22 protein-coding genes are annotated in these 21,318 nt (G+C 62.7%); 10 read left to right on the top strand and 12 right to left on the bottom strand.

Annotated elements, in window-relative coordinates:
• The first annotated feature begins 29 nt into the window (after positions 1–29).
• The gene (locus GA0061105_RS11495) at positions 30–1,109 is read left to right on the top strand and encodes an ABC transporter ATP-binding protein (RefSeq protein ID WP_092750244.1); all 1,080 of its coding nucleotides are present in this window, start codon (positions 30–32) and stop codon (positions 1,107–1,109) included.
• Positions 1,110–1,114: 5 nt separating this feature from the next.
• On the opposite strand, the gene GA0061105_RS11490 is transcribed toward GA0061105_RS11495, so the two are convergent.
• The 7 genes from GA0061105_RS11490 to GA0061105_RS11460 form a co-directional block, all read right to left on the bottom strand.
• Positions 1,115–1,948 (bottom strand): inositol monophosphatase family protein, encoded by an 834-nt coding sequence (locus GA0061105_RS11490; protein ID WP_064696821.1) that lies wholly within the window; start codon positions 1,946–1,948, stop codon positions 1,115–1,117.
• Positions 1,949–2,059: 111 nt separating this feature from the next.
• Complete coding sequence (locus GA0061105_RS11485) at positions 2,060–3,130, bottom strand: ABC transporter ATP-binding protein (protein ID WP_092750243.1); 1,071 nt, start codon at positions 3,128–3,130, stop codon at positions 2,060–2,062.
• The gene (locus tag GA0061105_RS11480; RefSeq protein WP_092750242.1) at positions 3,127–3,957 is read right to left on the bottom strand and encodes a carbohydrate ABC transporter permease; all 831 of its coding nucleotides are present in this window, start codon (positions 3,955–3,957) and stop codon (positions 3,127–3,129) included. The genes GA0061105_RS11485 and GA0061105_RS11480 overlap by 4 nt, the downstream gene beginning before the upstream one ends.
• Complete coding sequence (locus tag GA0061105_RS11475) at positions 3,954–4,856, bottom strand: carbohydrate ABC transporter permease (protein WP_064696656.1); 903 nt, start codon at positions 4,854–4,856, stop codon at positions 3,954–3,956. The genes GA0061105_RS11480 and GA0061105_RS11475 overlap by 4 nt, the downstream gene beginning before the upstream one ends.
• A gap of 204 nt (positions 4,857–5,060) precedes the next feature.
• On the bottom strand, positions 5,061–6,293 hold the full coding sequence (locus GA0061105_RS11470; RefSeq protein ID WP_092750241.1) for an ABC transporter substrate-binding protein: 1,233 nt from the start codon (positions 6,291–6,293) through the stop codon (positions 5,061–5,063).
• 61 nt (positions 6,294–6,354) lie between these two features.
• Entirely contained in the window at positions 6,355–7,257 is a 903-nt protein-coding gene (locus tag GA0061105_RS11465) for a sugar phosphate isomerase/epimerase family protein (RefSeq protein WP_092750240.1), read from the bottom strand.
• An 11-nt stretch (positions 7,258–7,268) separates the two neighbouring features.
• On the bottom strand, positions 7,269–8,303 hold the full coding sequence (locus GA0061105_RS11460) for a Gfo/Idh/MocA family protein (protein ID WP_092750239.1): 1,035 nt from the start codon (positions 8,301–8,303) through the stop codon (positions 7,269–7,271).
• Positions 8,304–8,439: 136 nt separating this feature from the next.
• Between GA0061105_RS11460 and GA0061105_RS11455 the strand changes: the two genes are divergently transcribed.
• The 9 genes from GA0061105_RS11455 (at position 8,440) to GA0061105_RS11415 (ending at position 16,834) form a co-directional block, all read left to right on the top strand.
• Positions 8,440–9,471, top strand: coding sequence for a substrate-binding domain-containing protein (locus tag GA0061105_RS11455; RefSeq protein ID WP_092750238.1), 1,032 nt, complete (start codon positions 8,440–8,442; stop codon positions 9,469–9,471).
• Positions 9,468–9,635 (top strand): PIN domain-containing protein, encoded by a 168-nt coding sequence (locus tag GA0061105_RS33325; RefSeq protein ID WP_425348764.1) that lies wholly within the window; start codon positions 9,468–9,470, stop codon positions 9,633–9,635. The genes GA0061105_RS11455 and GA0061105_RS33325 overlap by 4 nt, the downstream gene beginning before the upstream one ends.
• Positions 9,636–9,757: 122 nt before the next feature.
• Complete coding sequence (locus GA0061105_RS11445; protein WP_092750237.1) at positions 9,758–11,368, top strand: ABC transporter substrate-binding protein; 1,611 nt, start codon at positions 9,758–9,760, stop codon at positions 11,366–11,368.
• 40 nt (positions 11,369–11,408) lie between these two features.
• Positions 11,409–12,398 (top strand): ABC transporter permease, encoded by a 990-nt coding sequence (locus GA0061105_RS11440; protein ID WP_092750236.1) that lies wholly within the window; start codon positions 11,409–11,411, stop codon positions 12,396–12,398.
• On the top strand, positions 12,395–13,228 hold the full coding sequence (locus GA0061105_RS11435) for an ABC transporter permease (protein ID WP_092750235.1): 834 nt from the start codon (positions 12,395–12,397) through the stop codon (positions 13,226–13,228). The genes GA0061105_RS11440 and GA0061105_RS11435 overlap by 4 nt, the downstream gene beginning before the upstream one ends.
• Positions 13,225–14,019, top strand: coding sequence for an ABC transporter ATP-binding protein (locus GA0061105_RS11430; RefSeq protein WP_092750234.1), 795 nt, complete (start codon positions 13,225–13,227; stop codon positions 14,017–14,019). The genes GA0061105_RS11435 and GA0061105_RS11430 overlap by 4 nt, the downstream gene beginning before the upstream one ends.
• A complete protein-coding gene (locus tag GA0061105_RS11425; RefSeq protein ID WP_092750233.1) occupies positions 14,016–14,798 on the top strand; it encodes an ABC transporter ATP-binding protein in 783 nt (260 codons plus the stop codon). The genes GA0061105_RS11430 and GA0061105_RS11425 overlap by 4 nt, the downstream gene beginning before the upstream one ends.
• Before the next feature lie 11 nt (positions 14,799–14,809).
• Positions 14,810–15,901: a pyridoxal-phosphate-dependent aminotransferase family protein gene (locus tag GA0061105_RS11420; RefSeq protein ID WP_092750232.1), complete on the top strand. Its 1,092-nt coding sequence runs from the start codon at positions 14,810–14,812 to the stop codon at positions 15,899–15,901.
• Between the two features lie 69 nt (positions 15,902–15,970).
• On the top strand, positions 15,971–16,834 hold the full coding sequence (locus GA0061105_RS11415; protein ID WP_092750231.1) for a glycerophosphodiester phosphodiesterase: 864 nt from the start codon (positions 15,971–15,973) through the stop codon (positions 16,832–16,834).
• Here the strand turns inward: GA0061105_RS11415 and GA0061105_RS11410 are convergent.
• Genes GA0061105_RS11410 through GA0061105_RS11390 form a run of 5 tightly spaced genes read right to left on the bottom strand, consistent with a single transcriptional unit; the run spans position 16,831 to position 21,316 of the window.
• A complete protein-coding gene (locus GA0061105_RS11410; RefSeq protein WP_064696667.1) occupies positions 16,831–17,652 on the bottom strand; it encodes an inositol monophosphatase family protein in 822 nt (273 codons plus the stop codon). The two genes, GA0061105_RS11415 and GA0061105_RS11410, sit on opposite strands and share 4 nt — an antisense overlap.
• Complete coding sequence (locus tag GA0061105_RS11405) at positions 17,652–18,656, bottom strand: LacI family DNA-binding transcriptional regulator (protein ID WP_092750230.1); 1,005 nt, start codon at positions 18,654–18,656, stop codon at positions 17,652–17,654. Before GA0061105_RS11405 ends, GA0061105_RS11410 begins: the two co-directional genes overlap by 1 nt.
• Complete coding sequence (locus GA0061105_RS11400) at positions 18,649–19,419, bottom strand: glycerophosphodiester phosphodiesterase (protein ID WP_092750229.1); 771 nt, start codon at positions 19,417–19,419, stop codon at positions 18,649–18,651. The genes GA0061105_RS11405 and GA0061105_RS11400 overlap by 8 nt, the downstream gene beginning before the upstream one ends.
• Positions 19,419–20,474 carry an ABC transporter ATP-binding protein gene (locus GA0061105_RS11395; RefSeq protein ID WP_064696670.1) on the bottom strand — a complete coding sequence of 352 codons (1,056 nt, stop codon included), beginning with the start codon at positions 20,472–20,474 and terminating at the stop codon, positions 19,419–19,421. Before GA0061105_RS11395 ends, GA0061105_RS11400 begins: the two co-directional genes overlap by 1 nt.
• A complete protein-coding gene (locus GA0061105_RS11390) occupies positions 20,474–21,316 on the bottom strand; it encodes a carbohydrate ABC transporter permease (RefSeq protein ID WP_064696671.1) in 843 nt (280 codons plus the stop codon). The genes GA0061105_RS11395 and GA0061105_RS11390 overlap by 1 nt, the downstream gene beginning before the upstream one ends.
• Positions 21,317–21,318 lie beyond the last annotated feature (2 nt).

The following is a 21,318-nucleotide window of genomic DNA, read 5'->3' as shown; positions in this document are numbered from 1 at the left end:
CGCACCAAAATTCAGGGAAAGGTTTGAGAATGGCACATCTGGCGATCGAGGGCGTTTCGAAGCTGTTTGGGACCACCTTTGCCGTTCGCGATTTTTCGCTCGAAGTCGGCGACGGCGAGCTCGTCTGTCTGCTCGGCCCGTCCGGTTCCGGCAAGTCGACTCTGTTGCGGATGATCGGCGGCTTCGAACGACCGAGCGGCGGAACGATCCGCATCGATGCCAGGGATGTGACGAACCTGCCACCCGAGCGGCGCCCGACCGGCATGGTGTTCCAGAGTCATGCGCTGTGGACCCATATGGATGTCTTCAACAACATCGCCTTCGGTCTCAAGCTGCGGCGGCTGCCGAAAGCGGCAATCCGTGAGCGCGTCGAGAACGCGTTGACCCTGGTCGGGCTTGCCGATTACGGGCGGCGGATGACGAGCCAGCTGTCGGGCGGGCAGCAGCAGCGTGTCGCGCTCGCCCGCTCGCTGGTTCTCGAGCCGAAGATCCTTTTGCTCGACGAACCCTTTGCGAGCCTCGACCAGCACCTGCGCGAAAGATTGCGGGAGGAAGTGCGCGATATCCAGCAGCGCCTGGGCATCACCACCCTTTTCGTCACGCACGGCCAGGACGAGGCCTTGGCGCTTGCCGATCGCATCGTCGTCATGCGTGACGGACGCACCGAACAGATCGCGCCGCCGAGCACCATTTACCGGCAGCCGCAGACGGCCTTCGTCGCCGGTTTCATCGGCTCGATGAATTTTGTTGAGAGCCACATCAGAAACGGCGTCTGCGAGCATCCTCTTTTCCCGCTCACCGTTCCTGTCGAAGACGGGCCAGTGACGCTTGCCAGCCGGCCCGAAGCACTGGCGATCCGCCTCTCTGATCGGGCGAATGCGGCGACTGTCCACCGTACTGTCGATTTCGGCACCCACAAGATGGTCGATGTCGATCTTACCGATGGCACCCGTCTAAAGGCGATGGTGGGGCCGGATGATCGGATCCTGGCCGGAATGAAGGTCGAGCCCAGCTTTGCGAGCTTTTTCGCCTTCCGTGACAACACCCTCGTGCATCAGTCGACGCCGTCAAAGGGCGATGCGGAGGCCGGTCGACTGCTGCCGGTCTGACACCGTCATACCTGATTTGATAAGCCTTCCTTGAGCCAGGGGTGCAGCGACTTGCTGGCCGCGAGGATATCGCCGCGCCCGTCGACGTCAGCGCCGGAAAACCGCGTGACGATGCCGCCGGCTTCTTCGACCATCAGCGCCGAGGCGCCGAAATCATGGATCGAGAGCCCGTCCTCGAAAAAGCCGTCCAGCCTGCCGCAGGCGACATAGGCGATCGACAGCGCCGCCGAGCCGAGGCGGCGCACACCGGCCGTATTGGCCATCAGACGTTTGATGGCCTCGAAATAGGTTTCTTCCGAAACCGCCTTGACCTGGCCGGGGATCGGCAGTCCGGCGCCGATCAGCACGTTTTCAATGTCGGTGACATCGGCGCAGCGGATGCGCTCGCCATTGAGATAGGCGCCGCCGCCGATCTCGGCGCTGAACAGTTCATCTAGCATGGCGTCGTAGACGACACCGGCGACCAGCCGGCCGCCTTCGGCAATTGAAATCGTCATGCCGAAATGCGGAACGCCCCAGGCGTAGTTTGTGGTGCCGTCGATCGGATCGATGTAGATGATCGGCGTCTCCGGCCCGGCGGTGCGGTTGCCGACGGCCTCCTCGCCTTGGATGGCATAATCAGGAAAGGCCCTCGTCACTTCTTCGACGATGATCCGCTCGACGGCGACGTCGATCTCGGTCTGGTAATCGCGCGGCGCCTTGGCCAGCATTTCGCCGGATGTTCGCCGCCTGAGCGAGCGGCGGGCCGTCTCGCCCGCCTTCAACACCGTTTCGGCAAGAACGACGAGGCGGGACGATGCGTTCGGGGAAAGGCGCGCTGATATCGGGGAGGATGTCATGGAGAAATCCGGATGCTGCAGATATGACGGAATGAAATCGTGCGGAGCCACTCCCTTCGCAGAGGCCGATGATATTTTTATGAAGCTGCCCGCGCCGTCGAATGACGGATGTTATATCAGGCGCTCGGTCGATGCGTCAAAGAGGTGGACCTGGGCCGGGTCGACCGAAAGTCCGATCATCTCTCCTGGTCTGACCTTGTCGCGCCGCGTCTCGACGATCGTCAGTTCCGGCTGCGTCGCCGCGACGATGAAGGTCGAGGAGCCCGTCGATTCGACGAAGGCGATCGGCACGTCGAAGCTGCCCTGCCCGGGCGCGACCACCTCGATGTGCTCCGGCCGGATGCCGGCGACGAGTTTGCGCCCAGGTTCGACAGCGCGTGCTATCGCAAGCTTCTGCTTCACCGCACCGAAATCCAATACAAGGCTCTTGCCGTCTTCCCCGGCGACGGCCGGAATGAAATTCATCGCCGGAGAACCGATGAAACCAGCGACGAAGCGGTTGGCCGGCCGGTCGTAAAGGTCAAGCGGCGCGCCCTGCTGTTCGATGATGCCGTCGCGCATGACAACCACATGGTCGGCCATGGTCATCGCTTCGACCTGGTCATGCGTGACGTAGACGAAGGTGGCGTTCAGCCGGTCATGCAGCGCCCGGATTTCCTTGCGCATATGGACGCGTAGCGCCGCGTCCAGGTTGGAGAGGGGCTCGTCGAACAGGAAAGCCTTCGGGTGGCGGATGATGGCGCGGCTCATGGCGACGCGCTGGCGCTGGCCACCGGAAAGCTCGCGCGGATAGCGTTTCAGAAGATGTGACAGGCCTGTCGTCGCCGCCACGTCATCGGCCGCCTTCTTGGCTTCCGCCTTGGCGACGCCGCGAATGCGCAGGCTGTAGGTGAGGTTTTCCTCCACCGTCATATGCGGATAGAGCGCATAGGACTGGAAGACCATGGCGACGTCGCGTTTGCGCGGGGGCACGCCGTTCATCAGCTCGCCGGCGATCCTGAGATCGCCGGTCGAGATGCTTTCGAGGCCGGCGAGCGAACGCAGCAGCGTGGACTTGCCGCAGCCGGAAGGGCCGACGAGGGCGACGAAAGTGCCCTTCGCGATGGAAAGGTCGATATTTTTGAGGGCATGGAAGGCGCCGTAATATTTGTTGACGCCTCTGAGCTCGATCTGCGTGGTCATTTCAGGGCTCCAGAGGTGAGGCCGGACACGATTCGGCGCTGCAAGAGAACGAAGATGGCGAGGATCGGCGTCACATACATCGTGGCGTAGGCCATGATGTTGTTCCACTCGTTGGTGTTCGGCCCCATGAAGGAGTTGAGACCGACGCTTGCCGGCTGTAGCTCGGCCGCCTGGATCATCGACTTCGAATAGACGAATTCGCCGAAGGCCTGCATGAAGATCAGGATGGCGCTGACGAGGATGCCATTCCGGGCGAGCGGCAGCACGATGTTGAAAAAGGCGCCGACACGCGAATTGCCGTCGACCAGGGCCGCCTCCTCCAATTCCTGGGGAACGCTCATGAAGGTGGCCCGCACCAGAACGACGAAGAAGGGCATGCTCTTTGCCGCGATTGCGATGATGACGGCAAGACGCGGATAGGAGAGCAGGCCGATCTGCGAGAAGCCGACGAAGATCGGCGTGATCATCAGCGAGGCTGGCAGCACCTGCAGCATCAGGATCAGGAACAGGCCGACATCCACCCAGACGTTGCGGTATCTCGCGAGCACATAAGCGCAGCCGACGCCGAGCACGGTGATGAGCGCCATGGCGCCGAGCGCGATAAGCAGCGAATTCCAGAGATAGCGGCCCATGTCGCGGCTGTCCCAGACATAGGTGTAGGTGCCCCATTGCGGCGCTGAAGGCCAGAAGCTCGGCGGTGTGGCGAACATCTCCGAGCCGCTTTTCAGCGCGGTGATGTACATCCAGTAGAGCGGGAAGAGATAGATCGCCGCCATGACGATCGAGATTGCCAGCATCAGGCGGTCGCGGTTCGTCGTCGTGCTCATCCGCGCACCTCATGACGCGTGGAGCGGACGTAGACGACGGAGGCGAACATGACGAAGACGATCATGATGACGGAGATCGTTGCGCCCTTGGCGAAGTCGTATTGCCGGAAGGAAAGATCCCAGGCCCAATATTGCGTGACATTCGACGAATTGTTCGGCCCGCCCGAGGTGATGGCGGCGAAAAGATCGAACTGCTGCAGGGTGAAGATCAGCCCGAGCGCGATGATGGCGCCGATCGTCGAGCGCATCATCGGCAGCGTGATCGTCCAGAAGCGCTGCCAGACATTGGCGCCGTCGAGTTCGGCCGCTTCGTAGAGATCGGCAGGAATGCCGGCAAGCCCGACGGACAGTAGGATCATGTTGAACGAGGTGCCGAGCCAGATGTTGGCGATGATCACCGCATAAAGCGAATAATGCGGGTCCGAGCGCCAGAAGATATTGCCGGAGATGATGCCGCTTTCCCTGAGGATGAAATTCAGCACTCCAAAATCGCCCGAGAGAATCCAGTTCCAGATGGCGCCGACTACGAGGCCCGGCATCACCCAGGAGACAAGGAAAAGGCCGCGCATCCAGGAAGCGCCGGGAAAATTGACCCAGAAGAATAGCGCCAGGCCGAAGCCGATCAGGAACTGGCCGGCGATCGAGCCGGTGACGAAGATGAGCGTGTTGTAGAGGATCGGCAGCGTTTCCGGCTGCGCGAAGAGATCTGTGTAGTTCTTGAAGCCGACGAAGGGGCGCGAGAAGGTGCCGAGGCTGAACATGTCGACCTCCTGGAAACTCATCACGACATTGTAGATGAGCGGCAGGCCCGCCATCAGGAACAGAAAGCCAAGGGGAAAAGCGACCAGGACGATGTCGAAACCGCGGCCGTCCCTGACGCTCGTCAGGATCCTCTTCATGAGTCCTCCGATGTCCCGAACGGGGGCCGCCTGACGCATGATGCGGAAGACAGCCCCTGCCGGGAGGAAAGGTTAGATTTTTCTTCTCCCCGATGGGGAGAAGAAGAGGGAGCAAGTGGCGACCCGGCCTGCGCTCGCGCTTCGGGCGTTTGTCGCTGCAATCGATTCATTGGATCGATTGCTTCGGCCGCGCCGAACCGCTCCTCAACCAAGTACAGCCTTGATCTTGTCGGCCGCCTGATCGAGCGCGTCCTTAGGGCTCATCTGGCCTGTCAGCGCCGCCTGGATGGCGTCTTGGATTGCCTTGGAGATCTTCGGCCATTGGGGATGGGGGCCGCGTGGCTTGGCGTATTTCAGCTGTTCGAGGAAGACCTTGAGGGCGGCGTCCTTCAGCGGCTGGCCGCTCTCGGGGATCGAGATGTCGGAACGGGCCGGAAGCTGGCCGAAATTCTTAAACATCTTGTCGTCCTGCGAGGCGAAGAATTCGAGCGCCTTGAAGGCTTCAGCCGGATGTTTGCTGGTGGCGAAGATCGCCCAGTTGAAGTCGCCCATGGCCGAGGAACGTTCAGCCCCTTCCTTGGGAACCGGAAGCAGGGTGACGCCCCAGTCGAACTTCGCCTCCTGCACCATGCGGTCGAGTTCCCACGGGCCCGAGATCGCCATGGCCGCATTACCGGAATTGAAGGTGCCGGTCGAATCCCACTGGCCGCGCGTCAGACTATCGGGGGAAGCGAGCTTCTCGTCGATGATCGTCTTCCAGGTCTCGAGCGCCTTCACCGCGCCATCGGCATTGATGTGCTCGTAGCCGCCGCCGCCCATCTGGGCCCAGGGAAGGAACTGGAAGGTGCCCTCCTCGTTCGCCTTGGCCGAGAAGGCAAGTCCATAGATGTTCTTCGCGGGGTCGGTCAGCTTGCGCGCATCCTCGACCAGCTCGTCCCACGTCTGCGGCGGCTTATTCGGGTCGAGGCCCTTCGCCTTGAACATGTCCTTGTTGTAGTAGAGCGCGATCGTATTCGTCGCCTTTGGCACGCCGTAATATTTGCCGTCCCACTCGACCGATTTCAGCGGGCCGGGGAAATAGTTTTCAGGCTTGATGACGGCCGATTTGGCAATCATGTCGGTGAGATCGAGGAAGGCGCCGCGCGATGAAAAGAGCGCATGCTCGGGATTGTCGACGGCGATGATATCGGGCGCCTGGCCGGTGGCGTAGGCGCGCATCGCCTCGGTGACGACATCGTCGAACTGGATCAGCCGGTATTCGATCTTGATGCCGTTGTTCTGGGCGTTGAATTCCTTGACGAGGTTCGGCGCCGGCTGGGTGTCCTTGTCGAGCGACCAGAGCGTCAGGGTAACGTCTTCGGCCTTGGCCGAAAGACCGAAGAGCGAGACGCCTGCAAGCGCCAGCGCGCCGAGAATTGCAAATTTGCGGATAGCCATGGTTCTCCTCCTTTGTGGTTATCCCGTTTCCGGCAAATCCTCCTTGCCGGAAACGATATCATCAGGCCGGATCGGCGATGAATTCACCGCCCCGGGCATGCTTGAGGTGGTTCAGTGCATAGACCTGGCCGGTCATTTCGAGTTCGTCGCGATAGACCGGGTCGTGCCAGCCTTCGATGTCGATCGAGCCCGACCAGCCGGCAAGGCGCAGTTCGGAAATGATGTCGGTCCAGTTGCTGTCGCCGAAGCCCGGCGTACGCATGAAGACGAACTTCTCCTTGCCGAAGATGCCGTGTTCCTTGATGACCTCCCAGCGGATGGTCGCGTCCTTGCCGTGGACGTGGAAGAACTTGTGCGCCCATTTGCGGATCTGCGGCAGAGGGTCGATCAGATAGACCATCTGGTGGCAGGGTTCCCATTCCAAGCCGATATGGTCATCGGGCGTCTCGTTGAAGATCAGCTCCCAGGCGTCCGGGTTATGGGCAATGTTCCAGTCGCCGCTCGCCCAGTTGCCGTCCATGGCGCAATTCTCAAACGCGATTTTGATCCCCATATCGGCGGCGCGCTTGGCGAGCTCGCTCCAGATCTCTCTGTAGCGCGGCAGGCTGTCGGTCAGCGGCTTGCCGCGGACGCGGCCGGTGAAGCCGGCAACGCAGGTGGCGCCGAAATGATGGGCATTGTCGATGCAATCCTTCCAGCCCTGCAACGTCTCCAGGTCGATTGCGTCCTCTTCCAGCGGGTTGCCGAACATGCCGAGCGTCGAAATGGTGATATCGCGGTCGCCAATTGCGTCAAGGCAGCGCTTGCCGAGTTCGGCCAGATTCTGGCCCTTGGTCGTCTGCCAGAAGAAGGGTTCGAAACTTTCGAAGCCGAGGTCGGCGATCTCACCGATGCGGGCGGCGGCATCGCCCTTGTTGCCGCTGACCATGGTGCCGATGCGAATGGATTTTGCAGGGTTGCTCACGTCACGTCATCCTATGCTGAAATTTCGACGCGCCGGCCGGTCCGGGCGCTTTCGATCGCGCCGAAGACCATGGCAAGGCTTCTGATATTGTCGGAATTGACGGTCTCGGGCTGCTTGCCGGTGCGAATCGCCGCGATGAAATCAGCGATGACGCTGGAATGGCCGTGAGTTTCCTCGTCGTGCTCCGGACCGGGAACGTTTACGGAAGCAAAGCCGCGCAGAAGACCGGGCTCTTCGCCGGCGACGGCGGCCTTGAAACCCTCCTCACCGTCCCAGGTCAGCATTCCCTTCGAGCCGACGAGACGCCACTGGCTTTCCCAGCTGGTGCGCTCGCCTTCGGCGCACCAGGAACCGCGATAGGTGAAAACGATGTCGTCGGAAAATTCGAAGATTGCGTTCGCCGAGGCGCCGTGCCGGTACCAGGAACCCTTCGGGTTGCGCTCCACGCAGTAGACGGCGAGCGGTTTCCTGTCCGCGACGTAGCGCGCCGCATCGAAGGTGTGGATTGCCATGTCGAGAAGCAGCACATTGTCCATCTCCTCGCGGAAGCCGCCGAAATGCGGCGCGAGGAAGAAATCGCAATGGATGCCGGTGAGTTCGCCGATCGCACCGCTGTCGACGAAACGGCGCAGACGCCTGACCCCCGATATGAAGCGACGGTTCTGGATGACGGCATGGATGCGGCCGGTCTCTGCGGCGAGATCGATCAGGGCAGCGCCTTCGGCCAGCGAGGCGGCCATCGGCTTTTCGCTGAGCACGTGGCAGCCGGCCTTGAGCGCGGTCGAAACGACATCGTAACGGGCAGTTGGAATGACGATATCGAAGACCAGATCGGCTTTCGTGGCAGTGATGACGGCGGACAGGTCCGAACCGATGACGGCGCCTTCCAGACCGAACTCGGCAGCGAGTTTTTCCGCCGTCTCCCGGTTCAGGTCGACGAGGCCGACGATGGCGATGGACTCGGCGAGTTGAGGGTTGGACGCGATAGCGCGCAACCAACCTTTCGACATAGCTCCGCACCCGCACAGAATGGCACTGAATTTCACGATTTCCTCCGAAGGAATGGTGCCGACTCTCCTGGTGACACACATCCCGTAAACGTTTACGACTGTAGGCGAAAACATTTTGCGCTGTCAATAGAGGCGAAACGTGAAAGTGCGGACCGTAGGAGAATCGCCAGCCATGAAAGGGATTCGCCAGCTTGCCGAACACCTGGATATCTCGATCGGCACGGTCTCCCGTGCACTGAACGGCAAGCCTGATGTGAACGAGGAAACCCGCCGGCGCGTGCTCGCGGCGGCCGAGGAGTTCGGCTATGTCGCCAATCAATCGGGGCGAAGCCTTCGGCAAGGGGAGACGAAGGTCATCGGGCTGATGATCGAGGCCAGCCAGGAAGCTGTCGAAAATGCCGACAACTTTTTCCTCGGCGTCACCAGCGGCCTGCAGCATGTCTTTGCCCGCCATAAACTCGACCTCCTCATGCTCCCCTGCCCGGCCGACGAAGACCCGTGCGAATATCTGAAGCGCATGGTGGCGAGGCGTGTCGTCGATGCGATGATCATCTCCAATACGCAGCGCATCGATCGGCGCATCGATCTTCTCTCGCGGGCAAAGATCCCCTTCGCTGCCGTCGGCCGCAGCCTTTCGGCCGGCAATTACCCCTGGGTCGATCTCGATTTCGAGGGTGTCGCTGAACGCGCTGTCGAAAGGCTGGTCGCGCGCGGCCATCGCCGGATCGCGATCACCGCGCCCTCAAGCGAGGTCAACCTCGGCTACGTCTTTGTCGAGAGCTATCGCCGCACGCTCGAACGGCACGATATCCCCTTCGACCCGTCGCTCGTCATTCGCGTCAGGTCGAGCGAACAGGGCGGCTATCAGGCGGCGCATGAACTGCTGCAGCTTGAAGATCGGCCGACCGCGGTCATCCTGATCTACGAGCTGATGGCGATCGGTCTTTACCGCCGGCTGATGGAAGCAGGCATCCGGATCGGCCGCGACCTTGCAGTGATCGGCTTTCGCGATGCGCCACGCGCACGCTTCCTGCAGCCATCGCTCAGCTGCTTCCGCCTGTCGCTCTACGATCTCGGTATTGCGCTTGGGCAGATGCTGCTCGCCCACATGCCGGCTTATCGCGCTTTCTATCCGGATGGCGGCCGCAACATCATCTGGCCCCTGGAGTTGGTACCAGGGGAAAGCGACGTGTTTGAGGTCTGAGGGCCGGCCTGCTGCCGACGGCAGACAAACGCCCATCCGCAGATGCACTGATCGCCGCCACGGCGCTGGAACATGGGCTGAAGCTGGTTACCCGCAATGTCGCCCATTTCGTCCCGCTCGGCGTCGAATGCATCGATCCCTGGCGCTTTGCCGGCAGCGGCTAGATCAATAATGGCTCGGTGACAAAAAATCTCTCGCGGAGCCTGCTCATTCGAATTTATCTCTATGACAATCGGTGTTTCGCCTCGAATATGGGCGCTCGGAATTTGATCGATCAGGAGGGCGCATGACCATTCCAGAATTCTCGCGGCGCAGGCTGATGAAAGGCACCGCCCTGCTGCTTGCCTCCACAGCGCTCGCCAGGCCGGCCTTAGCGCAGTCCGCGCCGAGTGGTGGCCGGCTGGTCGTCGCGGCCGATTCCGAGCCGAAGAACCTCAACCCCGCCATCGTCGCCTCGAACGGCGTCTTCTTCATCGCAAGCAAGGTGATCGAGCCGCTTGCCGAAGCGTCCTTCGATGGCAGGGACGGGCTTTCGCCGCGTCTCGCCACCTCCTGGCAAGGTTCGCCCGATGGCCTCTCTGTCACCTTCAAGCTGCGCGACGGTGTGACCTGGCACGACGGCAAGCCGTTCACCTCGGTCGATGTCGCCTTCTCCGCGCTCAATATCTGGAAGCCGCTGCAGAATCTCGGCCGTCTGGTCTTCGCCAATCTGGAAGCCGTCGACACGCCCGACGATTACACCGCGATCTTCCGCTTCTCCAAGCCGACGCCGTTCCAGCTCATCCGCAACGCGCTGCCTGTTGTAACAAGCGTCGTCGCCAAACATATCTTCGACGGCAGCGATATCGCCACGAATCCGGCCAACAACAAGCTCGTCGGCACCGGCCCGTTCAAGTTCGCCGAACACAAGCCTGGCGAATATTACCGGCTGACGCGCAACGAGAACTACTGGGACAAGGACCAGCCGAAACTCGACGAGATCATCTACCGCGTGCTGCCCGATCGCGAGGCGGCGGGTGCGGCCCTCGAAGCCGAGGAAATTCAGCTTGCCGCCTTCTCGGCAGTGCCGCTCGCCGATCTCGGCCGCATCTCCAAGGTGGACGGCATCAAGGTGATTTCCAGGGGCTACGAGGCCTTGACCTACCAGCTCGTCGTCGAGATCAACCACCGCCGCAAGGAACTGGCCGATCTCCGGGTCCGCCAGGCGATCGCGCAGGCGATCGACAAGAAATTCGTGGTCGACACGATCTTCCTCGGTTATGCCGCCGCCTCGACCGGACCGGTTCCGAAGAATGCGCCGGAGTTCTATACTTCAGATGTCGCGACCTATGATTTCAACCCCGCGGCCGCCAACGATATTCTCGACAGGGCGGGATACAAACAGGCAGCGGATGGCAACCGCTTCAAGCTGAAGCTGCGCCCGGCGCCCTATTTCAACGAGACCCGGCAGTTCGGCGATTATCTTCGCCAGGCGCTTGCAGTAATCGGCATCGATGCCGAGATCGTCAACGCAGACGCGGCCGCGCATCAGAAGGCTGTCTATACCGATCACGATTTCGATCTCGCCGTCGGCCCGCCGGTCTTCCGCGGCGATCCGGCGATATCGACCACCATTCTCGTCCGATCCGGCACGCCTGATGGAGTGCCCTTCTCCAACCAGGGCGGCTATGCCAATCCGGAGCTCGACAAGATCATCCTGCAGGCTTCCGAAACCGTCGACACGGCCTCGCGCACCGATCTCTACCGCAAGTTCCAACAGCTCGTCGTCGCCGACCTGCCGCTGATCAACGTCGCGGAATGGGGCTTCATCACCGTCGCGCGCGATACCGTGCTCAACGTCTCGAACAATCCGCGCTGGGCGGTCTCGAACTGGGGCGATACCGCGCTGCAATCGTGATAGGATCGGCGGCAATTCTCTTCCAGAGGCCCTCTCCGGCGTGAAACGTGCAATTATCCTCCTGAGGCGCAGGGCGATCAGCAGCATTCCTGTGCTGCTGATCGTGGTGATCTTCACCTTTTTCCTGCTCGAATCCGCGTCGGGCGATGCGGTCGACGCCTATCTCGGTTCGATCGGGGGCGGTGACGCGGCACTAATCCAGTCGCTGCGTGAAAGCTACGGCCTCGACCGGTCCATGCTGGCACGCCTCTGGCTCTATCTCTATTCGCTGGCCCGGTTCGATCTCGGCTGGTCGGTCGCCTTCAACCGGCCGGTCGGCGAACTGATCGCCGAGCGCCTGCCCAACACGCTGCTGTTGATGGGGAGTGCCACTGCGCTTTCCTTCGGCCTCGGCTCGGCGCTCGGCATTCTTGCCGGCGCGCGGCCGGGCGGCGCACGCGACCGGCTGCTGTCGATCGGTTCGCTCGTTGTTTATGCCATTCCGAGCTTCTGGCTCGGCCTTGTGCTCAGCATCGCCTTTTCGGTGAAGCTGCGCTGGTTTCCGATCGCCGGCATCGAGACGATCGCGTCCGGAAAGACTGGTCTTGCCCGCGCGCTTGATATTGCCGATCATCTGGTCCTGCCGGTCTGCGCGCTGGCCTTCATCTATCTCGCTTTGTTCCTGCGGGTGATGCGGGCTGGCATGGCCGAGGCCTGGAAGCTGGATTTCGTGCTTTTCGCCCGCGCCAAGGGTCTGTCGCGCAGCCGCATCGTGCTGCGCCATGTCGCGCGCAATGCGCTGCTGCCGCTCGTCACCATGCTCGGGCTGCAATCGGCGGCCATGCTCGGCGGCAGCGTGGTGATCGAGAGTGTCTTTGCCATCCCCGGCTTCGGGCGGCTGGCGCAGGAGGCGGTCAACGGCCGTGACACGCCGCTGTTGATGGGCATCGTCATCACCAGTGCCGTCCTCGTCATCGCGGTCAACTTCCTCGTCGATCTCGTCTATGCCGCACTCGACCCGCGCATCGGCGCCTCGGAGGGCGGTGCATGAGTCGTCTTCAGCGTTTCCTGCGCCAGCCGGAAGGCATGATTGGGTTTGTGATCCTAATCATGCTGTTTTTAGCCGGCCTGCTTGCCCCCATCGTCTCGCCCGGCGACCCGCTGAGGATCGCCGGCCACGCGCTGCTTGCCCCACTCACCGATCCGGCGTTTCCCCTCGGCACCGATCGTCTTGGCCGCGATGTCCTCGCCGGTCTGCTCTACGGCGCGCGCACCTCGCTTGCGGTCGGCCTTGCAGCAGCCTTTTCGGCCATGATCCTCGGCGTCTGCGTCGGCATGGCAGCCGGTTTTGCCGGCGGGGTCGTCGATGAGGCGCTGATGCGTGTGGTCGATGCCTTCCAGATCATGCCGGCCTTCCTGCTCGCCCTTGCCTTCGTCAGCACCATCGGCGTCTCGACGCCGGTCGTCGTTCTTGCCATCGCGCTCGGCGCCTGGGCCGATCCGGCGCGGCTGATGCGGGCGCAGGTGCTGGCAATCCGCGAGCAGGATTACGTCGCCTCGGCAGGGGTAATCGGCATGCATCCGGCCGAGATAGCCTTCCGCGAGGTTCTGCCGAACGCGCTGCCGCCGGTGCTGGCGCTTTCCGCCACCATCGTTGCCGGCGCAATCCTCACCGAGGCGGCACTGTCCTTTCTTGGCCTTGGCAATCCGAATATCGCCACCTGGGGTTCGATGATCGCCGAGGGCCGCAGCGTCCTGCGTTCGGCCTCCTATCTCTCGGTCATCCCGGGCGCCGCACTCGCGGTGACCGTGCTCGGCGTCCATCTCTTCAGCGAGGGCCTCGGCAAGGCGCTGGCCGAGAACGGCGTGAGGGCGGCATGAGCGACATTTTCTGCAGCCTGCGGAAGCTTTCGGTCACCTATCGAGGTGGGAGAAACGGCACGCCCGCGCTCGATGGTATCGATCTCGATATCGTTGCCGGCGAGAGGCTGGCCATCATCGGCGAAAGCGGCTCCGGCAAGAGCACACTCGCCCGCTCGCTCGCCGGTCTTTTGCCTGCGGGAGCGAGGGTCGACGGCGAAATGCGCTGGCCCGGCCTTGGTCGTCCGCCCCGTCCCGGCCGCGATTTCGGCTTCGTCTTCCAGGATCCGGGCTCCAGCCTCAATCCTGTGCTCACGATCGGCGAGCAGATCGCCGAAGGCCCCAGGCGGCATCTCGGCCTCAACTGGAAACAGGCCTACGCAAGAGCTGAGGATTTGCTTGGGCGGGTGCGGATGCCGCAACCTGAAAGGGCGCTACGGGCCTTCCCGCATCAGCTTTCCGGCGGCCAGCGCCAGCGCGTGGCGATCGCGGCGGCAATCGCGGCAAAACCTGCGCTGCTGATCGCCGACGAGGCGACGAGCGCACTCGACGTCGTTGTCCAGGCTCAGATTATCGATCTCCTGGACGGGCTGGTGCGCGAGGATGGCATGACGCTTGTTTTCATCACGCATGACATCGCGCTCGCTTCCGGCTTCGTCGATCGCATCGCCGTCTTTCACAATGCGCGGCTGGTCGAAACAGGTCCCGTCCGTTCGGTGCTTTCGGCGCCGGCGAGCGACTATACCGCCGCCCTCATCGCCAGCCATCGCGACCTCACGACGCCGCCGCTGATCACAGGGGTGCCGGCATGAACCCGATGCTGCTTTCCATCGAAAATGTCTCGAAAGTTTTTTCTTCGTCCGGGCGGCGGGTCGCTGCTCTCGATAATGTCTCGCTGACGATCGCCGCCGGCGAAACGCTCGGCCTCGTCGGCGCCTCTGGCAGCGGAAAATCGACCCTGTCGCGCATCTTGCTGCGGCTCCTCTCGGCCGATGCCGGTGCGATCCGCTTCGAGGGAGAGGATTGGCTGGCGCTGAGCGGTGCGCCGCTGCGCCGCAAACGCGCACGGATGCAGATGGTGTTCCAGGATCCGCTGGCAGCCTTCAACCCGCTGGCGACGGTGGCCATGGTGCTGGATGATCCGCTGCGGATCCACGAACTCGTGCCGAGGGAGCGGCGGGGCGGCGAAATTGCGATGCTCCTCGACCGTGTCGGTCTGCCCGCCGATTTTGCCAGCCGGCCGGTCCGTGCGCTCTCCGGTGGCCAGCGCCAACGCGTGGCGATCGCCCGCGCAATTGCCACACGTCCCTCGCTGTTGGTGCTCGACGAGGCGGCCTCGGCGCTCGACGTCACGGTGCGCGGCAGGATTCTCGAACTTCTGGTCGATCTGCAGAAAGAACGGGGTATTGCCTGTCTGTTCATTTCGCACGATCTTGCTGTGGTGCGCGCCGTCTCGCACCGTATCGCCGTCATCGATGGCGGCCGGATCGTCGAGACCGGTCCGGCAGCAGCCGTCATTGCCGCGCCGCAATCTGATGCCGGCCGCGCGCTTGTGGCAGCCGTTCCCCGTCTTATGACCGAAGCCTTGTGAAGGAGGCGCCCATGTTCGATCTCGGTTGGAATCCCCTGCATGGCGCGCCCTCCTACCCCGCGGAGCGCTACAGCACGCTTGCCGACAGGATCGGCCGCATCTTGCATTGCCGCGGCGACATATTGCTGGTGCAGGCAGAGGCGGTGGTGGCGCTGGAGGCGGCGGCTGTCAGCCTCGCGCGCCCTGGCCTTTCAGCCCTCAACATTGTCTCCAGTCCCTATGGCGGCTGGTTCGGCCAATGGCTGCTGCGGGGCGGTGCGACCGTTCGGAATATCGTCGCCGAGCCCGGCCTGCCGATCGAGATCGAGGCCGTCGCCAAGGCACTCGACGCCAGCCCCCATATCGACGTGCTCGCTGTCGTTCACGCGGAATCTGCGAGCGGCATTCTCAATCCCCTCCCCGAGATATTGGCGCTTGCCCGCAGCCGCGGCACCGTCACCGTGGTCGATGCGGTCGCCTCGATCGGCGGCCATCGGCTCGAGGTCGACGCTCTCGGAGTTGACGTCGCGGTGATTGGCCCGCAGAAGGCGCTTGGCGGTCCGGCCGGCGTCTCCGCGCTTTCCGTCAGCAAACGCGCCTGGGATCTTATTCTCAAGGATGGCGGGCCGCGCGACTCGATCCTCTCGCTGGCCGATTTGAAGAGCTGGGTCGAAGATGGCAGGCGCGGCTTGCCGGGAACGCCGGCGCCGCTGGAATTTTTTGCGCTGGAGGCAGCGCTCGACCGCATCGAGGCCGAGGGTCTAGAAGACGTCATCGCCCGCCATGTGCTGGCGGCGTCGGCGACGCGGGCTGGGCTGACCGCACTCGGCGCCGGAACATGGGTGCCCGCGGCAAAGGCTTCCAATCTGGTGACGGCGGTGCCGGTGCCGGGGGAGTTGGCGCCAGCCGGGCTGATCGCGGCCGCCGGACGCCTGGGGGTCGACCTGGCCGCAGGCGCCGGGGCCGCTGCCCATCTCGTACGACTGAACCACACAGGTCCGCGCGCCGCATTCCAGACAGTGCTTTCGAATGTCGCGGCCTACGGCACAGCCCTCAGGCAAGCCGGCCATCCCGCAGATATAGCCGCCGCTTCAGAGGCGATATCCGCAGCCTACAGTCCCTGAATATGATGTCCGGCTCTTGATAATCGCGGCTCGGCAAGGCAGGAGAGTGGCGTCACGGAGACTTCGCAGATGACGATTTTGCTGGATGCGCAGGGCCTGGAAATTTCGCATGCGGGGCATCGCACCCGCCTGAAATGGCATCGGCTTCGCAAGCGGATCGCTGACCCGCTGTTCTCGGCGGTGGTGATGACTGAGGGTTTTGCAGCAGGTGCCTCGATGGAGCTCGATCTTCGCGTGCGCGCCGATGGAGGTTTCGTCGTGCTGCACGACGAAGAGCTTGAAGGCGAAACGACCGGACATGGGCCGATCGCCGAAAAGAGTATCAACGACCTCCGCGATATCAGGATGAAGGAAGGCGGCCGGCCGCTGATCCTCAGCGAGGACCTCGCCGACATGATGCAGGCAACGCATCCGGCCGCATTGCTGCAATTCGACATGAAGGACGATTATGAAGCCATCGGCACCCGGGGGATCGAGCATCTTGCCGTGCATTTCCGCGATATCGCCGCCTCGGTGATCGTCAGCGGCGGCAGTCTCGACCTCATCGTGGCCGTCAAGGAAAAGCTTCCGCATCTGCTGCGCGGCATCGACCCGACCGAAAAGCTTTACGCTATCCGGCAGGCCAGCGGTTGGAGGGCGGCCGAAACGGAACTGCGCGCAGACCTGCGCGGTCCGACGGAACCCGATACAGTCTATCTGCACTGGCAGCTGATCCTTGATGCCGCCAAGGATGGCCTCGACATGATCGGGCTCTGCCGGGACGAAGGCAAACGCGTCGACGCTTGGACCTTTACGCTGAAGGATCCGGGCTTTGGTTTTAGCGAACCGGAATGGCGGAACTTTTCGGCGCTGATGGCCCTGAAGCCGGATCAGATCACCACCGACGAAGCGCCGGCGACCGAACGCGCCTGGCGCCGGCGGATGGCCGACTAACCCGCGGCTGTCAGCCCCTCGCTCTCAAGGATGAAGGCGAATTCAGCGGCGAGCCCCGGCGCATGGGCCATGACCGGCCCGCCATCCGCAAGCAGCTTGTCGATCGGCGGCATCGCCACCGTCGCGCCGGCTTCTGTGGCGATCAGCGCGCCGGCAAGCATGTCCCACGCATTGAGATGGCGCTCGTAGTAGAGATCGGCGGCACCTTCGGCGACGCGAACCAGGTCGACGGCGGCTGCGCCCATGCGGCGATAGTCCATGCCGCGTTCATGCAGCCGCCGCGAGAGTGCAAGATAATCGTCGAAACTCGTCTTGCGGGAATGACCGAGGATGACGAGCGCGTTGGCTGGATCTGTGGTCGCGGCCGCATGAATGGCCAGGCCATTCTTGAAGGCGCCGCCGCCGCGGACAGCGTGGAAAACCACGTCCTCGGCGGCATCGTACACCACACCGACCTCGATCTTATCGCCGGCGACAAAAGCGATCGAAATCCCCCAATGCCGGAAACCGCGGATATAATTGGTCGTGCCGTCGATCGGATCGACGACCCAGGTGCCGGTCCCGCTCGACGGACCGCCGCTCTCCTCTCCCATGAAGGTATCGCACGGGAAGCGTGAGATGAGCCCGTCTCGGATTGCCTGCTCGGCCTTTCTGTCGGCGATCGTGACGAAATCTTGCAAGCCTTTGTTTTCAATCGTGAGGCTGCCGGGATTCGAGTCGCGCCGAGACCGCGCCGCTTCCCGTCCAACCTCAAGGGCGATGGCGATTGCGACTTCCATCCGCGTGCGGATGGCGGCGCTATCGAATGCGGAATTCATCACCCAGTCCTTCTTTTTATCAGTGTCACCGGCGTGAATTCGACACGTGCGGTCAGCTCCGGCTCGGCCATCCTGCTCGTGAGCAGGTCTATCGTCTTCTCGGCCTGCACGTCGCAGGGTTGCCGGATGGTTGTAAGATTGTATGCATCCCAGGCGGCTTGCGGGATGTCGTCATGGCCAATGATGGGAAAGGGCGGCGTGTCGTCGCGGCCCCTGCCCTGCATGATGCGGTCGATCACGCCGCAGGCCATGTAGTCATTGGCGCAGAACAGCCCGTCGATGCCGGAGGCGGCAAGGCCGGCCGCCGCATCATGGCCGCTCCGGTAGTCGTTGATCCTGACCTGCAGGTGCTGTGCTTCGGCGCCAAGCTGCTTGCAGCGATCGATAAAGGCCTCGCTGCGCCGCCGAGCCGTATAGGATTTGGCCGGCGCTGCCATCACGGCGGGCTTTCGCACACCGCTGTCGATCAGATGGGTAGCTGCAAGATGGCCGGCCATTCGGTCATCGGAGATGATGCGATCGACGAAGGGAATGTCGTTGCCCTTGTTGATCAGCACGATCGGCACACCCTCGGCCGCGCATTGCTCGCAGATTTCCGTCGGCGGTGCGTCCGAGGTGACGATGACGCCGGATACCGCGTAATGCAGCAACTGGCCGATAACAGTCGAGGTATCCGCCTCCTGCGATGTCGGCAGCAGGATGGGACGGAAATTGCGGGCGATCAGCACTCTCGCCAGATGCTCGATCTGTAGCGTGCGGAACGGATTGTCGAGACCGGCGGCGACGACGCCGACGAGATCGGAGCGTTTGTTGGTGAGGCTTCGGGCAAGGTAGTTTACCCGATAGCCGAGTTCCTTGGCCGCCTGATAGACCTTTTCACGTGTTTTCGCCGAGACGCTGGCATCCGGGGTGAAGGCGCGCGACACGGCGGCGCGCGAGACGCCGGCCACCCGCGCCACGTCGAAGGAGGTTACCTTGCGCGGTCCCTTGTCCCTGTCAGCCAAGCGCTTTTTCCTTCATCACGGGCGGCCGCATCAGATCGGGCAGATCCGTGCAGATGCCGAGAACCGGTAGTTTCATGAGGTCGTCGAGAATGCTCTGCCGCTCCTCGTGCCAGAGCACGATCTCGCGGCCCGCCTCGAAAGCTCGACGCAGAAGCTCATCGGTCACCAGATCCTGCGGACGTTCGCCGGCCCTTTCCCAGCAGAGATGGAGGACATCGGCGCCGGCCTCATCACCGAGGGCATGCGGATCGTGGCCGACACGGATCAGCACGGAGAGCGGAAAATCGCAAGCCGCATCCCTGAGCTCGCGCACTTGGGCGGTATCGAAGGAGCCAAGGCAGGCAAAGCGTTGATTCATCTCGACAAGGTGTTGCCAGCAGCGGATGCCTGTTCCCGGCCCCTTGAGCTCGACATAGAGGCCGGTCCCGGTCTCGCGGGCGAGAGCGGCGACCTCCGAAAAGCTCGGCACCTCAACGTCGTTAAGGGCGGCGAGCTCCGCAGCCGTCATTTCCGAAATGCGCCGATCGATGCCGTAGACACGTTGCAGGTGATCATCGTGCGAGACGACCACCACGCCGTCGGCGGTCAGCTGTGTGTCGAGTTCCCACATCTCCGCACCGAGTTCTGCTGCGCGGTGGAAAGCGGCGAGCGTGTTTTCGCGTTCGAGGCCGCTGGCGCCGCGATGGCCGATGCAAAAGGGAAGCTGGCCCTTAGCCGACGGCCAGCCGTAACGTTCGAAGAATGCTGAAAAATCGCGGGTCATCAGAGCCTCGTTCCGTTCTCGTCGAAGACGAACACGCCGCGGCTGTCGATCCCCCAGGCGACATCGTCGCCGACGTGAATATCATGGCGCACCGGTTGGATCGACCGCAGCAGCGGGCCGCCGGCAAGACGTACGTCGTAAAGATTTTCTCGCCCTTGCGTTTCGGCGAAGGTGATCTTGCCGGACACGGCGACGTCGCCGGCAGGCGTAAAATGCTCCGGCCGGACGCCGAGCATCAGCTTGCTGCCTTCGGCGGCACCAATGGCGTCAGGCAGCGGCACCCGGATCTCACTTTCCGGGATCGCGAAGGCGCCCCTATCGAGGACCCCGCGCAGGAAGGTGATCGGCGGGTTGCCGAGGAAGCCGGCGACGAAGGCGGTCTTGGGATTGTTGTACATTTCGGCCGGCGTGGCGATCTGGACGATCTCGCCCTCCTTCATGATGGCGATACGGTCGCACATGCTCATCGCCTCGACCTGGTCGTGGGTGACGAGGATGGCGGTGATGCCGGTCTCGCGCTGCAGGCGGCGGATTTCCGAGCGCATTTCGAGGCGGAGTTTAGCGTCTAGGTTGGCGAGCGGTTCGTCGAGCAGCAGCACGTCGGGTTTGCGGATCAGCGCGCGCGCCAGCGCCACGCGCTGCTGCTGGCCGCCGGAAAGCTCGGCGGGCCGGCGTCCCATAAGGTTGCCGATCTGGACGAGCGCCGCGATGCGGTCGACCTCCTTGCGGATCTCGGCGGCAGGCGCACCCTTTACCTTCAGGGGAAATCCAATGTTCTCGGCAACGGTCATATGCGGGTAGAGCGCATAGGATTGAAAGACGACGCCGACATTGCGGGACTGGCTCGGAAGATCGGTGACGTCACGGTCGCCGAAGAAGATGCGCCCACCGGTCGGGCGGTGAATGCCGCAGACGGCAAAAAGGGTCGTCGACTTGCCGCAGCCGGAAGGGCCGAGCAGCGCCAGCATTTCGCCGCCCGCGACTTCGAGACGCATGTTCTCGATGACTTTGGTCGAGCCGAAGCTCTTCGAAAAATTGTCGAGGAGGATGCGCATCAGCCTTTGCTCCCGCCGCCATAGATGTTCATGAGATACTTGTTGAAGAGCGCATAGGCGATCAGCACCGGAACGAGGTAGAATAGGCCGACCGACTTGAACATGTTGAAATCGTAATTGTTATCGTCGGCGAGAAAACCCGCGAGATAGACTGAGAGCACCTGTACCTGATTACCAGGCGCCAGCACCTGCGGCAGGATGAATTCGCCCCAGCCTGACAGAAACGAGAAGAGGCCGAGCGCCATGATGCCGGGCTTCACCTGCGGCAGCACGAGACTCTTCCAGACCCTGAAGCGCGAGGCGCCGTCGACGACGCCGGCCATTTCGATCTCCCATGGCACAGTGTCGTAAAAACCTTTCATCAGCCAGATGCCGAGCGGCAGGTCGATCGCCGCCTTCACCAGGATGACGCCGATCAGCGAATTGTAGAGGCCGATCATCTGCAGCACGATGAAGATAGCAATGATCAGCGTCACCGAGGGGAAGGCATGCAGCACCATGACGCCGGCAAGGAAGAAGCCGCGCGCCGGCACGTTCAGTCGCGACAGAACGTAGCCCGCCATTGACGAGACGATCAGCACGACGCTGGTGGTGCTGGCTGCAAAGAGCAGCGTATTCGCAGTCACTTGCCAGATGTTGGCCTTGCCGGGCGTCGTCTGCCACAGGAATCGCCAGTGGTCGAGCGTCATGCCCGAAGGCAGCAAGGCGTCCGGCTGCTTTACCGTCACAGTGTCGAGGAAGAGATAGACATACATCAGGAGCAGCGGCAGGCTGACGATTGCCAGCGCCGTCATAACGGGCCAGCTGCTGTAATTTGCCGAGGGCTGCGATCGTTCGGCCATGG

It is taken from the genome of Rhizobium aethiopicum (assembly GCF_900094625.1).
GTDB classification, from domain to species: Bacteria; Pseudomonadota; Alphaproteobacteria; order Rhizobiales; family Rhizobiaceae; genus Rhizobium; species Rhizobium aethiopicum.
The sequence above is the reverse complement of the archived record's forward strand: the minus strand, read 5'-3'. Positions and strand labels throughout refer to the sequence as shown.

Coding starts and splice junctions, on each gene's coding strand:
- GA0061105_RS11485 (WP_092750243.1), bottom strand. CDS start 3,130: ATGACCACGCAGATCGAGCTCAGAGGCGTCAACAAATATTACGGCGCC.
- GA0061105_RS11445 (WP_092750237.1), top strand. CDS start 9,758: ATGACCATTCCAGAATTCTCGCGGCGCAGGCTGATGAAAGGCACCGCC.
- GA0061105_RS11390 (WP_064696671.1), bottom strand. CDS start 21,316: ATGGCCGAACGATCGCAGCCCTCGGCAAATTACAGCAGCTGGCCCGTT.
- GA0061105_RS11410 (WP_064696667.1), bottom strand. CDS start 17,652: ATGAATTCCGCATTCGATAGCGCCGCCATCCGCACGCGGATGGAAGTC.
- GA0061105_RS11455 (WP_092750238.1), top strand. CDS start 8,440: ATGAAAGGGATTCGCCAGCTTGCCGAACACCTGGATATCTCGATCGGC.
- GA0061105_RS11395 (WP_064696670.1), bottom strand. CDS start 20,474: ATGCGCATCCTCCTCGACAATTTTTCGAAGAGCTTCGGCTCGACCAAA.
- GA0061105_RS11400 (WP_092750229.1), bottom strand. CDS start 19,419: ATGACCCGCGATTTTTCAGCATTCTTCGAACGTTACGGCTGGCCGTCG.
- GA0061105_RS11470 (WP_092750241.1), bottom strand. CDS start 6,293: ATGGCTATCCGCAAATTTGCAATTCTCGGCGCGCTGGCGCTTGCAGGC.
- GA0061105_RS11490 (WP_064696821.1), bottom strand. CDS start 1,948: ATGACATCCTCCCCGATATCAGCGCGCCTTTCCCCGAACGCATCGTCC.
- GA0061105_RS11425 (WP_092750233.1), top strand. CDS start 14,016: ATGAACCCGATGCTGCTTTCCATCGAAAATGTCTCGAAAGTTTTTTCT.
- GA0061105_RS11480 (WP_092750242.1), bottom strand. CDS start 3,957: ATGAGCACGACGACGAACCGCGACCGCCTGATGCTGGCAATCTCGATC.
- GA0061105_RS11475 (WP_064696656.1), bottom strand. CDS start 4,856: ATGAAGAGGATCCTGACGAGCGTCAGGGACGGCCGCGGTTTCGACATC.
- GA0061105_RS11415 (WP_092750231.1), top strand. CDS start 15,971: ATGACGATTTTGCTGGATGCGCAGGGCCTGGAAATTTCGCATGCGGGG.
- GA0061105_RS11495 (WP_092750244.1), top strand. CDS start 30: ATGGCACATCTGGCGATCGAGGGCGTTTCGAAGCTGTTTGGGACCACC.
- GA0061105_RS11420 (WP_092750232.1), top strand. CDS start 14,810: ATGTTCGATCTCGGTTGGAATCCCCTGCATGGCGCGCCCTCCTACCCC.
- GA0061105_RS11430 (WP_092750234.1), top strand. CDS start 13,225: ATGAGCGACATTTTCTGCAGCCTGCGGAAGCTTTCGGTCACCTATCGA.
- GA0061105_RS11435 (WP_092750235.1), top strand. CDS start 12,395: ATGAGTCGTCTTCAGCGTTTCCTGCGCCAGCCGGAAGGCATGATTGGG.